This is a genomic window from Aeromonas sp. 1HA1, from assembly GCF_029237385.1.
Taxonomy (GTDB): domain Bacteria; phylum Pseudomonadota; class Gammaproteobacteria; order Enterobacterales; family Aeromonadaceae; genus Aeromonas; species Aeromonas popoffii.
Genome location: NZ_JAACGC010000048.1, coordinates 1 through 13,529 on the forward strand (window position 1 = coordinate 1; position 13,529 = coordinate 13,529).

15 protein-coding genes are annotated in these 13,529 nt (G+C 58.3%); all 15 read right to left on the reverse strand.

Annotated elements, in window-relative coordinates; translation table 11 throughout:
• Window positions 1-807: 807 nt before the first annotated feature.
• Window positions 808-2,418, reverse strand: a complete 1,611-nt coding sequence (locus GWQ22_RS14695) for a hypothetical protein (protein ID WP_275930759.1) — start codon at window positions 2,416-2,418, stop codon at window positions 808-810.
• Window positions 2,415-2,975: a hypothetical protein gene (locus tag GWQ22_RS14700; protein ID WP_275930760.1), complete on the reverse strand. Its 561-nt coding sequence runs from the start codon at window positions 2,973-2,975 to the stop codon at window positions 2,415-2,417. The genes GWQ22_RS14695 and GWQ22_RS14700 overlap by 4 nt, the downstream gene beginning before the upstream one ends.
• Window positions 2,972-3,547, reverse strand: coding sequence for a hypothetical protein (locus GWQ22_RS14705; protein ID WP_275930761.1), 576 nt, complete (start codon window positions 3,545-3,547; stop codon window positions 2,972-2,974). The genes GWQ22_RS14700 and GWQ22_RS14705 overlap by 4 nt, the downstream gene beginning before the upstream one ends.
• A gap of 142 nt (window positions 3,548-3,689) precedes the next feature.
• Complete coding sequence (locus GWQ22_RS14710; protein WP_275930762.1) at window positions 3,690-7,055, reverse strand: phage tail protein; 3,366 nt, start codon at window positions 7,053-7,055, stop codon at window positions 3,690-3,692.
• Window positions 7,055-7,735 carry a phage tail protein gene (locus tag GWQ22_RS14715; RefSeq protein WP_010636097.1) on the reverse strand — a complete coding sequence of 227 codons (681 nt, stop codon included), beginning with the start codon at window positions 7,733-7,735 and terminating at the stop codon, window positions 7,055-7,057. The genes GWQ22_RS14710 and GWQ22_RS14715 overlap by 1 nt, the downstream gene beginning before the upstream one ends.
• Complete coding sequence (locus tag GWQ22_RS14720) at window positions 7,728-8,915, reverse strand: baseplate J/gp47 family protein (protein ID WP_275930763.1); 1,188 nt, start codon at window positions 8,913-8,915, stop codon at window positions 7,728-7,730. Before GWQ22_RS14720 ends, GWQ22_RS14715 begins: the two co-directional genes overlap by 8 nt.
• Window positions 8,912-9,235 carry a DUF2590 family protein gene (locus GWQ22_RS14725; RefSeq protein ID WP_275930795.1) on the reverse strand — a complete coding sequence of 108 codons (324 nt, stop codon included), beginning with the start codon at window positions 9,233-9,235 and terminating at the stop codon, window positions 8,912-8,914. The genes GWQ22_RS14720 and GWQ22_RS14725 overlap by 4 nt, the downstream gene beginning before the upstream one ends.
• A gap of 14 nt (window positions 9,236-9,249) precedes the next feature.
• Window positions 9,250-11,022, reverse strand: a complete 1,773-nt coding sequence (locus GWQ22_RS14730; protein ID WP_275930764.1) for a phage tail tape measure protein — start codon at window positions 11,020-11,022, stop codon at window positions 9,250-9,252.
• A gap of 5 nt (window positions 11,023-11,027) precedes the next feature.
• The gene (locus GWQ22_RS14735; RefSeq protein WP_275930765.1) at window positions 11,028-11,168 is read right to left on the reverse strand and encodes a hypothetical protein; all 141 of its coding nucleotides are present in this window, start codon (window positions 11,166-11,168) and stop codon (window positions 11,028-11,030) included.
• A 44-nt stretch (window positions 11,169-11,212) separates the two neighbouring features.
• Complete coding sequence (locus GWQ22_RS14740) at window positions 11,213-11,476, reverse strand: putative phage tail assembly chaperone (RefSeq protein ID WP_275930766.1); 264 nt, start codon at window positions 11,474-11,476, stop codon at window positions 11,213-11,215.
• 123 nt (window positions 11,477-11,599) lie between these two features.
• The gene (locus GWQ22_RS14745) at window positions 11,600-12,043 is read right to left on the reverse strand and encodes a hypothetical protein (RefSeq protein WP_275930767.1); all 444 of its coding nucleotides are present in this window, start codon (window positions 12,041-12,043) and stop codon (window positions 11,600-11,602) included.
• Entirely contained in the window at window positions 12,040-12,519 is a 480-nt protein-coding gene (locus GWQ22_RS14750; RefSeq protein WP_275930768.1) for a TIGR02594 family protein, read from the reverse strand. The genes GWQ22_RS14745 and GWQ22_RS14750 overlap by 4 nt, the downstream gene beginning before the upstream one ends.
• A 1-nt stretch (window position 12,520) precedes the next feature.
• A complete protein-coding gene (locus tag GWQ22_RS14755; protein WP_275930769.1) occupies window positions 12,521-12,832 on the reverse strand; it encodes a phage holin, lambda family in 312 nt (103 codons plus the stop codon).
• Between the two features lie 25 nt (window positions 12,833-12,857).
• Window positions 12,858-13,067, reverse strand: a complete 210-nt coding sequence (locus tag GWQ22_RS14760; protein WP_005892365.1) for a TraR/DksA family transcriptional regulator — start codon at window positions 13,065-13,067, stop codon at window positions 12,858-12,860.
• Between the two features lie 3 nt (window positions 13,068-13,070).
• A complete protein-coding gene (locus GWQ22_RS14765; protein WP_275930770.1) occupies window positions 13,071-13,526 on the reverse strand; it encodes a phage protein in 456 nt (151 codons plus the stop codon).
• Between the last annotated feature and the right edge of the window lie 3 nt (window positions 13,527-13,529).

Below are 13,529 nucleotides of genomic sequence, written 5' to 3' on the forward strand. Positions count from 1 at the left end.
TTCAAAATCCGCCGATGAATAATCGTGTCGGTTCGAGTCCGACCCCGGGCACCATTTAGAATTCAATGACTTAAGGCCACCCAAGCGGGTGGCCTTAAGTTTTTCTGGGCCCTCAACATGGCGATGTGTCCACATCGTGTCCACCTAGGTTTAGGTGATCGGGTTGTTGTCGTGTCCACTTCCACTAGGTCAGGACCAAGCGTGACCGGACACACTTCACAGAAAAACTATTTTCCGTGGGGCAGGCCAGCCAGCGCACCCAAGCTGCCGCGCCCTTTCAAAATTTCAGTTATCAAATCGGCCCTCATTGCACCTAACTGGCTGAAACAAAACGCCTTCTATCCTTTCCCTCGCGGCAAACCGGATCCTTCCCAATCATTCAAATCCTCACGGAAAGTACGACCACCCTAATATATTCAACGAGTTACGTTTTCACCTTCGCTATCCAGAGCCCCGCCGAACTGTAAAACCCTGCAATTTCTTTCGATCCTTTCAGATCCTCAATGGACCGCAGATCCTTTATCTGGCGCGGTCTGGGCCTATGGTTTTGCGGCAATCCACTTTTGCAAAAATTTTTATTGATGAGGCGCGCAGGCGGGAGCGGAAGAGCGCGGTTTCCGTGGCGCAGACGCGGCGGTGGGCGTCGCCGCCGTGTGCTCGGAGGCTGTGAGCGTGCCCAGGCTTCACGTATGATGCAGCCCTGCCCGATGGTGCCTCTTCATGCGGCGCCATTCCCTGGCCATGCTCAGGCGCTGTCAGGCAGATAGAAGAAGGCCCCACGGTGTGGGGCCTTCTTCGCTTGGTGGGTTACTCGATGATGGGGGAGAGGGTGCTTGCCAGTTGGCCGGCCTGCTCGCTCTGGCCGATGAATGTATCGGCACTGGTTGGCGGTGGGCCGCCGTGGTTATGGCTGGCGGCGGTGGCGGCCAGTTGCTGCACCACGTCCATCAGCTTGTTGAGCAGGCGGAAGATGTTCACCCCATCGCTACCCATCCAAGACTTGGGTGACTCGAAGTGCTGCAGCTCGCCGGCAAGTGCCCGACGAACCAGGGCGATATCTTCATCCAGGTTGCCGCCTGCTGTCTGGCTCATGTTACCGGCGCTGCCCAGGATCATGTCTTCGGCGGTCAGCAGTTCGATATCCCCGAGCGCCTCGATGTACTTCATGCCCCCGATCTCTTCCACGCTACTGGCCAAGACGCTCATCCGGTGCTGACCGAACTCGCCCTGGTACTCGTCCGCCTCGCGGATCATCTGCATGGCCTTGTCGTGCTGGCAGCGGTCAGTATGGCGTGACTGGTTGCCCACGGTATCGGTACGGCTGAACACCTCGGCCCGTTGCTGCTGTAGCTGCTCGCCCGGGGCGATATCCGGCAGAGGCCAGCCAGTGCCCAGGATGGTGCGGACGAACGGGCGATCGGCACGACCAAAGGCAAAACCCAACTCGACCATGGTTCCCTCGATGGGGAACTGCATCAGCCCCTGCTCAGGCCCGCCGAACATGACCGGCAGCGGTACAGCTCGATAGAGCGGTGTCCCTTCATCTGGCTCGCCATTCTCGCCATACAGCTGGACATCTACCGCATAGCGAGGACGAAACGGGTCATTGAGCTGACCGGCGGCGGCCTGGTCGCTGATGGCCTCGACCCTGCCGAACTTGGGCAGGTGCATTTTGTCGGCCAGCTCGGGGAACTCCCCCTCCATCTTACGCCGCTCCGGCGACTTCACCGGTTTACCTGGTGTGGCTGTGGTCAGGGTCATTTCGTCACCCTTGAGCCGTACCCGCTCCACCCGCTTGCCGTTGACGATGGCCCCCGGGCGCATGGCCGGGATCGGGGCCAGGGTGATGGTGTTACCCGCTTGGCGGGCCGAGAAGGCCGGATCCAGCTCCACCGCCTTATCTGCCCAGCGGCTATGGGCATGACTGCCCACGAAGATGGCGCCATCCGGTTGTTGATGCCAGATGAAGTCCGGTACCGAGAAGGCGCGGCCCGCATTATCGAGCAGCTGATAGCCGGTGCCGGCGCTGGTGAAGTTGGGGATCGGGGTGTCGGTGTAGTCTGCCCCGTCTGGCAGCAAGAAGGTGAGTTGGGTCTGGTCGGTCAGCCAGGCCAGCAGGCTGCGCAGGGTGGCATGCTGGATACTGACAGGGAACTTGCTGCCCAGGATCCCGGCCAGCTCACGGCATAGCAGCTTGCTGGCACCGTTGGCGGCGGGTTGGACGTCATAGACATAACCGGTGAACCAGCGGCGCAGTTCACCGTTGTAGCCGGTATCCAGGGTCAGGGTCTGCCCCTTTGTTGCAGTCCCTTCGATGGTCAGGGAGGCACGGCCACCGGCAGAGATGTCGAGCACGATATCATGGTCAACCAGGTGGGCTGGTTTACCCCCCAAAGTCAGATTGGTCGATAGTTTCACGCCATTACGTCTCCCAGCTTGTCATCCAGCCCCTTCATCACCTTCTCCCAGGAACTGAGCTGCTCCTGCTCAGACGCTGCAGCGCTGCTGTCTGTTTTCGCCGGCGTGGCATTGGCGGTGCCTTGCCCCACGGTGGCTGCAGCCTTGGGGAGGCGCTGCTCGCGCTTCTCCGGTACCGAGTTATGTTCGCGCAGGGTGAACTGCACCTGCCACGCCAGCAGGCCTTCTTGCTCGCTGGCGGTGATGCGGCCGGCAAACTTGGCCTGGCGCACCTTCACCGACTTGGCGAGCAGCGACCCGACCCGGTAGATATGGCGCTTTCCGCCGTCACCTTTGGCATCAGCCAACTCAAACAGGCGGCTCAGGGTCTTCTCGTCTTTGAACGGTACCAGCCCTGAAACATCGATCTCCTTGGCCTTCTCGCCCTGCTCCGAACTGCTGGTGCTGCTGGTCTGGCCGCTGTTGTCTTTATCCTGGAACTGCATCGAGGCGGAGATCCGCATCGACTTCATCACAATGGGCTCACCGTCCAGGGTGAGCATGGCCGTTCTACTCATTGGGTTAACTCCTGCCAGTAGGTGAGGGGGGAAGGGGAGAGCAGCAGGGCGCCAACGGTCATGCTGTGACTGTGGTCAGGGTGCTCACTGTCGAGCAGCTGCGCAGCGAGGCTGGCCAGATCGCCATAGCCGTGCCAGCTCCACAGCATCCCAGCAAGGCTGGGCTTGTGGGCCAGCGCTTCGCCAAGTTCGGCAACCCGGGCAGCGCGCTTGGCGGCCAGCACGGCCAGCTTGGTGCGGGTGGTCGCCGGTGCCGGCGAATTCCCCTCGCTCTCCTGCAAGGCATCATTGGCCGCTGTCAGCACCAAGCGGTGGCGCAACGGCTCCCAGATCAGCGGCTCGTCGGCTTTCCAGCGCGGCACCATGGCCGCTGTTGGCTGGGCCATGGTGTCGTTGTTGGCGGTGAGGCGCCGCAGGGTCGCGCACCACTCTGGCAACGGCAGCACGGCGCAGACCTCGGCCAGCTTGGTAGCCAGCTCCTGTTCGCTGGTACCTGCAACCAGCCAGACCACCGCATGGAGCGGGCCAGCCGGAAGATGGGGGTCTGCCCCATCTTGCAGCTTGGCGGCCATGGCTTTGATGGCGTTTGGGGAGGCCAGCGTGTTCTGGCTGCCCTGTGTTTTGCCTACTTCATACTGATGATTCGTAACAACGAGGCATCGACCTGATACCGTTATTGGCTGTTGAAAAATAGCTGATGGTTCTTGCCGCATATCAATCAGCCTTTTCCAGCAGAGCAAGCCTAGACTCGATCCGTTTCATTTGACGGCGTTGATATGCCGCTTCAATCCAAAAACATTGGTCTGGACGAAGGCCCCATCGATTCCCCGCTATTTGGGTCTGTATTTTTTCTCCAGTTTCAACCTGGATAAATTTTCCGTCCTCAACTTCAACTGACTCATAAACACTAACGTATTTGTCAGGCCATTCGTCATAGCATAACAAACCGTATTTCGTGCCATCCAACCCCCTGTTTTTGAACGCATCTCGAACCTGCTGAGCGATTACACCATAATGCCAGCGAGCAGACTCCTCCCCTTTATGGATGATTGACTCAATCCACTGATAAACGATGATGCTGACATCGCCCCAAGCATCTAAGGCCGCGTCTTCAATATCAAAAGGCCGACTTTTCTCCCTTTCATCGGATGTGACAATAATGTTCGAAGCAAAGTATCCAGTTTTGAATCTGGAAACGTTTCTGCCAAGAACAGTTGTGTCATCTACCCCAGGCTCGAAGGATCTTGCACCTAACGTGTCTTGTATCCTAACAACAGGAACATATTTGTTCGTATCATCGTGATAGGCACATATAGTAAATGATGACTGCTTATCCTCTGATGTTCGGTAAGCAATGCTACCTTTGCCAGAGAAAAAATCTGGCGACGAGAACTGGTTGTCAAAAAACAGTCCAGGCTTTGCCTGTGTGTTATCAGCTAGCGTCTCTGAAACTATTTTATACCCACCGACAATGACTTTGTGTGTTAGCTGATTTAACTCATAGTCACCTTCTGGGTAATCTTTAAATGTTCTCCCTATAGCGTACGGAGCAACACCAACAGGAACGGTAATGTTCTTTGTTTTTAGCTTCTGCGACCCAGATACAATTGCTGTTTTTGCTTGTCCATCAGTTGGTGATTCATCCACTCGAATGTTTTGAATGGATGTAAATGCATTTGCAGAGCTATCTCCAACTATACGGTTGAAATAGCCGAGAGTGTTGATATGGAAACCATCAAGCTCAAGGTCTGCACTATTTCCTGACACCCTAATCCAACCCACAGTGCGAGCAGCTGTCGGTGCTACAACTGGAATCTGTGGTACACCGGTGATCTTGATGTTTCGCATCTTGACACCGATAGCGTCAGCCATATTGATAACACTGACCGGCGCATCGTAACTGTCATCACTACCTGAAACACGATAAGTGATGTCATTTATCTCCACATCCATAAAGCCAGAAATTTCGACAATGCGGTTCGGAAATATAGGGTTTGTTTTGTCAAACCACCCCTTCTCCCCAGTAATCCCCTCAAAGACAATATTTCGGCTCTTCCAGTTCGTGGTTCCATGAGCTGCATCAGTATTCTTGTCGGACCATGCGTTGATAAGGCAGCGGGTACCATATCCATTACAGTTTTTGAACTTTATATTATATGCTGCTGGCGCATTGGCATGTGTGGATATTGAGAATGCTGTTACTTCAGTGTTGTTGCAATATGAGTGGCAATCCTCTACCAGAATATCGTAACTGCCATCGTCAACTTCGATCCCCTTACTGTTAACTTGAAACTGATGAACAGACTTGGTTGCATCAGTGATAATGTTTGTGCAACCTTTAATGGTTACATCATGGCAGTAGTGAGTTGTAATCCCGTCATCGTAAAGCGCATCAACTACGATCACATCTTTCAATAGCACATTACTAGACATTCCTTGCGGCACACCGGCATGGCCTATCGCAATGTCATCATCATCATAGTTGGTAATATCCACACCATGCTGCAGTGGTTGCACAACTTTCACATTCTGGATAGAGCTATGTCTGGCAGCTCCGAATCTAATTCCTCGCCCCCACTCCCCATCGCCTGCCTTGCTTCTGTTGAGCCCGTTGGCATGGATGCCAAAATTAAGAAGGTGTACAAAATCATCATAAGCCAGATTGGGGCCTTTATAAACGCTGGTTGCGATACAGTCTTTAGCACCATCCATTGATGGCATGGCTTTTATAACCAGCTTATCTCGGCCTGGTCCAATGACGACCGTTCCGTTACCAATTTTAACAGTATCGGAGATCATGGCATAGTTACCCTTGCCAGGGTCCGGTATCTGTATGGTCTTGCCACTTGTGAATGCCGATGTTAGCGAGGCTGTGTTATCTGTCACATTATCAAACACCACCCCAAACTCATGGATTGAGATGAAGTCTCTCAGTGCTGCGGCGCCATCTCTCTCAACGATAGGCCCTGCGAACAGCTCCCCTCTGAGGCTGTCATCAACATAGCGCCATGAAGCACCTCCGGTTGATTCCGGAGTGCTTTTCTTTGGAATGTCGATCCCATGGATCGGGAACTCCCCTGCCCATACGAAGCATTTGCCATTGCTCTCAAACAATACGGCGTCATTTCGTTTGGCAAGAAACGCTCCCGACTCGAAAGATCCATCTACCAGATGGTAACCAGCTTCAGCCAATGAACGAGCCCAAAGATGGCGGGTCTCTCCCAAATTCCCAGCGTTCTGGATAACCCCTCTTTCATCATCTACTGCACCCAATAGGTCCAGTGTCCCCAACTTGGCCACGTAGTGCGGATAGCCATTGCTGTCCACATGGTCGGCCAGATCCGCCACGCTGGTGATGATGGTGAAATGGTTCTGATGCTCAGAGAGCAGCGAACCGGATCGATGCACATCTACCCAGACGCCGATCGGCTTGGTACCTGGGTAAATGACCTCTGGCTGTTTCAGCTCGATGCGCAGGCCGCCGACGATGGCCACGCCCTGGGTGACCTGATGGCCGCCATCCTGCTGCACGACCTTGAAGCCATCGCCGATGAAGGTGTGATGGCCATAGAGCTGGCTGGCCAGCTGGCGCAGGTCTTCATCCTGTCCGCGCAAGCGGGCGGCATAGTCAATCTGCCAAGTGCCGGCATCCACGTTGGTGAGGGTGGCCTCTGCGGCCTGGTCGTAACCCATCAGCATGGACTTGACCAGGGAGTTACCGGTCTGGCCGGTGGTCTGGTCGGTCTTTAGCTTGGTTTCGCGCCCCTTGTAGACAATCATCCCGATCACGCCGTTCTGCTTGTTGCGCAGGTACATGGCATTGAACGAGAAGTCGCCGACCGTGGTATCCATCACAATGGTGTAGGCCACCGCGTTGTTGTTGATGCGGCCGCGCTGGTCCACGTTCTGGCGGTGCACGATCTGACTTTCCGGCGGCAGGCCGGTGTCCGGGTCAATGGGGGAGGTGATATCGAGATTCGGGATATCAGCCAGGATGAATTCATCCAGTACGACCGGTTGCTCTGCGGCCAGGCTAGACTGCCAATATTGTTCGAATGCGTTGGTAATGACCTGGCTCATCAGGACTCCTTGCGGGGCAGGCTTGCCCCGTAAACGTGTTGAATGAAATGGATTTGACCGGCGCGCAAGTACCCCTTGCAGGCGGGTTTATTGAGGGTTGCGGCAAATACCTGGTGACCCATGTCGATGCGGCCAGCATGCAGGTAGCCCACGGCGGGGTAGAGCACCTGGAAGCGGTAACGGCGGCAGGTGCGGCCGTAGTGCTGGATCAAGGTCTCCATCAGTTGCTGATTGGCGGCCAAGGCGCTGTCGGCCACCTCGATGGTGATGACGTCCCAGGGGGTAGCGTCTTGGCGTTCATGAAGCTCACACCAGCCGATGCCCAGACGCTCAAAGATGCGCTTGAAACCGGCCACTTCGCCGGAGTCCTGGGCGTTGATGAAGGCGTACTTCACCCGCTTGCGGAACAGGTCAAGCGGCTCCCCCTTGAAGCGGGTGATGTCCCGCTCCCAGGCGATCAGCGCCAGCATGGCTTCCGAGCAGGTCATCGGGTCTTGCTGGGTCAGCGGTTGCAACAGCCAGCCGCGCAGGCGGCGCCAGAAGGCCATGATGCCTTTGGCCAGGAATGCCGGCTCTTGCACCCCCTCGGCGATGGTCTTGCCGTCTTCCCACCAGGGGGCCGTGCTGTCTGGCAGCTGCGGGGCCTTGTCCTGGTGGTTGAGCTCGGTGGTCTTAGTCATGGAGGAACACCTCCAGCGCACTCAGGCGCGGGATGGCGAGGCCAGAGACGATATCCAGCTCGGTGAAGTGCAGGCTCTTTATCTCGGTGAATGCCTGATGAAGCTCGCGGCCAAGCTGGCTCAGGGAAAAGCGAGACTGCGGCCACGCCCGGGTCACTGACGGATAGTCAGCTGATTGGCGAAAGGCCGCCTTCACCATCAGCTCCACCTCACGTTTGAGTGTCAGCCGCTGTTCGGCGGTCATGTTCTCGGCTGGCCACAGCTCCAGGTGCAGCGAGTGCTCGGTTTCCGGCATGGCCATCACCTGCAGGTCATCGCCGTGGCCGTGGTTGCCCTGGTTGTTCACGTAGTCATTGAGCTTTTCGATCAAGCTGGCGGGGGTGGTACCCACTTCCAGCAGGATGAAGGCATTGGCGGTACCCGGGCCCCGCGGTGCGTCGTGCTCGAAGAAGATATGGTCGGCGCGGATCCCCGCCACGCTGGCGAGCATGGAGCGATAGATGGCGTCGATGTGATAGCGCCCCACCGCCGAGAACTGGTTCTGAATGCGCAGGCCAAGGGCATCATTGCTCTCGGCATCGGCACCCTGGGTGGTGATCCAATCCCGGTCAGCGTTGCGAGCTGACAGGATGCCGGTCACCGGTTTGCTCAGCAGGTTGTAATAGCCGGGGGCCAGATTCCAGGCGCCGCCGGCGAACTCCGCCTCACAGACTACCTTGGCCACGGCTTCACCGGCGGGGCTCACCACCTCTTGCAGCGGTTTCAGGCGGTAGATGGTGCCGTTGATGCGCTCGGTGGTGATCCAGACATCGGCCGGGATGGTGACGGCCTCGCTCGGGTTGACCTTGATGAAGTTGACCAGGCCCCGGGTCTTCTGGGCGGCCTTGCGGGTGAGGTCCACATCCCACGCCTTGAGGTCGAGATAGGCATCATTGGCGGTGGCGGCAAAGCTGGCTGGCAGCACATGGCCCGCCAGCAGGGTGCGGATCAGCCACCGCGCCGGGGTGATGACCACGCCGCGCACCAGACGCCAGAACGGTGAAACATCGCTGTCGTTGGTGATAAGCGACCCGGCGGCCTCCACCTCCTTCTTGAGCTCGACCTCCATGGCCTGCTCGGTTGTCGGTACCCCGCTTTTCGCCAGCAGGGCCACAAAATCCACAGTTGGGCGCAGGTTCACAGGGTTACCTCCAGGGAGCCAAATTCATAGGTGCGGGCGGTGACCAGGATCCGGTCTGGTGCCTCTTCGCTGATAACGATGGTGCCCGGGATCAGGCGCTCGTCGTTCTCGACCAGCAGCTCAATCTCGGTCATCACGTCGGCGCGCAGGGTAGGGCTTCGCTCGCCGATGAGCTTGCGGGCCAGCCCCGACTCCATGATGCGGTGCTTGATGTCCTGGCCGATGCTGTGGCGGTCTTGCGTCATGCGCGGCTGACCACCGGCATCGAGCTGCCATGCGCCGTCTACCACCAGGATGTCGATGTACTTTGGTTCTTGGATCATGGGCTCGGTCATCACGGCGTCTCCAACCAAGCGTTCTCGGCCATCTGCTCCGGCGTCATCGGGTTCTGGCTGGTCATGTGCACTTCGCCGATGTGAATGGCCTTGGTCGGCTTCTGGTTGGCGGTCGTCGCAGCCGCATTGGCCTGGATCAGCTGCTGGCCAATGCCACCAGATGGGATGCTGCTTTGGCCGCCCTGGCGATAACGGGCGAGCGGGGCATTGATGTTCTCGGGGTTCGGCAAGTTGAGGTCAGGCATGGAGCCTCCCTCGATATTGACGCCCGGGATCATGTTGAGCTTGTCGATCAGCCAGTCGATGGACTTACCGAGCAACTGGAACACGCCCCAATCGGAGAAGGTTTTTTTCAGGTCATCCCAGTAGTAGATGACTGCTGCGACAGCACCGATCAGCAGCACTATCCCGGCGATGATCAGGCCGATAGGGTTGGCATACATGGCAATATTGACGGCCAGCATGATGGCTCGGAAGGTTGCCAGACCTGCGTTAAGCAGGCCGAGCGGGGCGGTTATCAGTGACCATGCGATTCCCAGCCCCAGCGTCGCCATCTTGGCGATCCCGGCTATCAGCATCCAGGCGCCAGTGACCATACTCAGGCCCACTATGGCGAGCATGGCGTAGCTCACTACCTTGGTCAGGTTCGGGAAGAGGTGAGTCCAGCGCAGTACATCATTGGCGCCATCAGCAAAGGCGCCGACCACTGCATTGATGGCGGGTAGCACCACGCCAAAGGCGGCGGCACGGATGGCGAACCAGCCTTGTTCCACCCGCTGCCACTGGTCTGTCATGGAAGCAGCCATCTGTTCGGCCTTGCCCATGCCGTGGGTGTTGGCCAGCGCGTTGATATTTACTCCCAGCGCTTTGGTGTTGGTCATCAGCAGCTTGAGCATGCTGACAGCTTCATCAGAGCCGAATGCCTTCTTGAGCTCATCCCCCTCTGCCACGCTCAGGGTTTCGCCATAGCGTCCCTTGAGCTGATCCAGCACGGTGAGCACCGGCAGCATATTGCCCGCTGCATCGGTAAACTGCATGCCGAGTGCCTTCTGGGCACCGCCTACCCCCGCCAAGAAGGCTTTGAATTTGGTACCAGCCTCGCCCCCGCTCATGGTGGCTTGCAGTTGGCCGAGTACGGCGAACTGTTCATCCATCGAGATGCCGGCGGCAGTGGCGTTGGCACCGATGGCCCCGAAAGCATCAGCCATACCCTGGCCGGTGGTCTTGAACATCTGCACGGCAGTGGCGGTTTTACCTGCCAAATCTTCCACCCAGTTGGCCTTGCCCATCATCTTGGCCTGCTGCTCGAAGATGCCGTACATGGTGCCCATGTAGTTGGTGATGGTGGCAGTGTCGGCCTTGGTGGCCTTGGCCAGGGTGGTGGAGGCTCGGGTAAAAGCGGGCAGCTCGTTCCCCTCCAGCCCCGCGATCGCGGACTGGATATCGTAGGAGGAACGGACAATCTCTGCGGCCGATTCGCCGTACTTCACCGACAGGGATAGGGCTTCGCGCCCCAGTGCCCCGAGCACATCCTTTTGCACATCGAGGGAGGCGACTTCACCCAGCGCCCTGTCCATCTCGATGGCAGGGCCAAGGGCTGACTGGATGGCCATGCCGCCGGCAGCCACCGTGGTGGCCCCCATCGCCATATTGCTCCAGCCCTGACGACCGGCCTTGCTAACCTGGTCAATTTGGGCATTTATGCCTTGCAGCGGCTTGGTGACCTGATCCACCAGGGCCACCTGCATCATCAGCTTTTCCATCCAGGCCATAGTCGTTATCCGTTGAATGCTTTTACGATGCCCTCAGCCACGGCGGCGACGTTGGACTCTCTTGCGTGCTTGTCTAACCAGATGGCGCGAGCCAGGCTGTCGAGATCGTCATCTTCGTGGGGCAGGTAGTGGCGCCGCAGCGCCATCACCTGCTCAATCGAATTGCGCTCAATGGCCTCGGCGCGCGCGGTCAGTTTTTTACGGTGATTTCCAGTGCCGGTACGAACTTCGAATTGATGGCACCAGCCAGCTGCATGGCGGCACCCGGCATTTTCAGCAGCTCATCCAGATCGTCCTTGCTCTCCTGGCAGACGATCTTTTTCAGATAGTTGTGGGTCGGAGCCACCTTGTCATTGGGCATCATGCCGTTGAGTAGGCTGTTATAGGCCACCATGGTAGGGGCGAACTTCAGCTCTTTACCGGCTACTTCAAGGGTGATGATCGGTGTTGCCATTAGTTGTTTTCCTCTTGTTCAATCCAGTTGTTCAGGGTGTTGATTTGGGTTTGGCAGCGGCGAATTGTCGTCTGCAGGGTGGGGATAAACCGCACTGCGTCGCCGTAGGTGCTCCCCGTAAAGTCAGGCTCCGGGCAGTGGGGCACCAGCCCCGGCGGCGGTAGCCGCTTCACTACTTGGGTTTTCACCACTGTGGTGGGCTTGCTGGAGCAGGCGCAGAGCGCCAGCAGGCAAAGGCTCGCGAGCGCAGTCCGGGCGGCCTGTCGGCGGCGTGGCCAAGGCTTGTTGCAGTTCATCGGCGGTCTTCCTGTTCTGGTTGTCGAGCTCGGCCAAGGCGGCGTTTTGGGTACCCAGCAACTTGCGCAGCCCGATTTCGTCCCGTTTCAGTGTTTCGATCTGGATGGCCTGCTGGTCGTTGGCCGTCTGCAAGGTGCCGATGGTTTCCGTTGCCGAGGCCAGTTCCTTGCCACGGCTATCCAGCATGCGACCGCCCAGGAACAGGGCGGCACCCATGACCAGTACCAAGCCAAGCAACACGTTGGAGAACAGCTCCTTGAGTGGGTTCATGCTTCCCCCATCGACAACTGGGCAGGCGTACCGACAGGCAGTTCACCTACCGACAAGGGCTCATTCAATGGCCAGCGGTATCCGGTGACACGGGTCAGCGGGAATTCACGGATGTTCACCTCATCCCCCTGGTTGCCACCGAGCACCAGCAGGTTGCCGGAGGGTGACTTGCCGACCACGAATCCCACATGGCCGCCACCGTCACGGGTAAACACCACCACGCAGCCAAGTACAGGGCGATCCAGCTTTTCGCCCCAGCCCAGGTAACTCTTGGCACTCTCAAAGCGGGTCGATTGGATGCCTACCCGTTCCAGGCAAGCGCCCACGAAGGCGGCGCACCAAGGGGTTTCATCGTCTTTGATGCCGCCCCGTTTGATCGCCTTCCACATGTCCAGAATGGCCTGGGCATGTTTGGGCCCTTTAATCTCTCTGAGGCCCAAGAACTTGCGAGCCTCTTCAATCCAGCGCAGCGCCATGTCAGCCCTCCTTCTTGTTGAAAACCGTCTTTGCCCGATCTCGGATGATGTCGATCCCAAGCAGTCCCACCATGCCACCCAGTAACGGGGTGGCCTCCTGGGGGATCCCGAGCAAGTGGGTCCCGGTGGCGGCCGCCAAAGTGATGAGGCCACACAACAGGGATTCGATCAGCCGGCGGCGACCCCGCCCACCGGCATAGGTGATGCGCAGGAAGGCGATGGCAAGTGCCAGCAGTGCCCCATAGACAGCAGGCCAGTTGTCCATCAGCCAGGCCAGCAGGGCAGCCCAGAGGGTGGGGTCTTTGTTTGGCATAGGGTTCATATCCCGTTCTCGATGCTTATTGGCCGCGACGCTCTGCGCGGCTCTGGCAGGGCACACACTTGCGTACCCCTGGTACTCGCTGGCGGCGCTCCTCCGGGATCGGGTCGTCGCACGCTTCGCAAAGGTGCAAGCTCTCGCCCTGGTAGTGGCTGCGGCCAAGCTGGTTATCCAACTGGGCCGCCAGCATCCGCTCGGCGTGTTGGGTGGCGCGGTCGATCAGATCCATCCGTTAGCCCTTGAGGTGACGGGTGTCGTCAGCCGACAGGTACGGCACGCCGTTGATGTGCACGAAGTCGGGGGAGGTGACGAACCCCTTGACCTTGTGCACCCCCTTGCTGCCGCCCTTGGGATCGACATCGAGCAGGTCGGAGAGCAGCAGCTTCACGCCGAAGGCTTCTACCTTCATGGTCTCGTCGCCGGTGTCGGCGTAGAACAGCACATCGTCCGGCTTCATACCGCGCCAGCTACCGGCCCGCTTGGCCGCATCGCCCAGCAGGGTGAAGTTCTTGGCGTCGAGCTCTAACTCCAGCTCTGCGGCCACATCCCCATCGACATAGCCATCAGGGATGCCACGGGTTTGCGCCACGGCGCTGTTGTCGGTGATGGAGAGGCTGGCCTTCTCGATGTGCACCATGGTGCCCATCAGTGTGGTGTCGAAGGACTGGCCTGAAATACGGCGGGTCATGGG

Coding starts and splice junctions, on each gene's coding strand:
- GWQ22_RS14750 (WP_275930768.1), bottom strand. CDS start 12,519: ATGGCGCTGCGCTGGATTGAAGAGGCTCGCAAGTTCTTGGGCCTCAGA.
- GWQ22_RS14715 (WP_010636097.1), bottom strand. CDS start 7,735: ATGACTAAGACCACCGAGCTCAACCACCAGGACAAGGCCCCGCAGCTG.
- GWQ22_RS14740 (WP_275930766.1), bottom strand. CDS start 11,476: ATGGCAACACCGATCATCACCCTTGAAGTAGCCGGTAAAGAGCTGAAG.
- GWQ22_RS14745 (WP_275930767.1), bottom strand. CDS start 12,043: ATGAACCCACTCAAGGAGCTGTTCTCCAACGTGTTGCTTGGCTTGGTA.
- GWQ22_RS14760 (WP_005892365.1), bottom strand. CDS start 13,067: ATGGATCTGATCGACCGCGCCACCCAACACGCCGAGCGGATGCTGGCG.
- GWQ22_RS14705 (WP_275930761.1), bottom strand. CDS start 3,547: ATGGCCGCCAAGCTGCAAGATGGGGCAGACCCCCATCTTCCGGCTGGC.
- GWQ22_RS14710 (WP_275930762.1), bottom strand. CDS start 7,055: ATGAGCCAGGTCATTACCAACGCATTCGAACAATATTGGCAGTCTAGC.
- GWQ22_RS14755 (WP_275930769.1), bottom strand. CDS start 12,832: ATGCCAAACAAAGACCCCACCCTCTGGGCTGCCCTGCTGGCCTGGCTG.
- GWQ22_RS14730 (WP_275930764.1), bottom strand. CDS start 11,022: ATGGCCTGGATGGAAAAGCTGATGATGCAGGTGGCCCTGGTGGATCAG.
- GWQ22_RS14700 (WP_275930760.1), bottom strand. CDS start 2,975: ATGAGTAGAACGGCCATGCTCACCCTGGACGGTGAGCCCATTGTGATG.
- GWQ22_RS14735 (WP_275930765.1), bottom strand. CDS start 11,168: ATGGCGCTGCGGCGCCACTACCTGCCCCACGAAGATGACGATCTCGAC.
- GWQ22_RS14765 (WP_275930770.1), bottom strand. CDS start 13,526: ATGACCCGCCGTATTTCAGGCCAGTCCTTCGACACCACACTGATGGGC.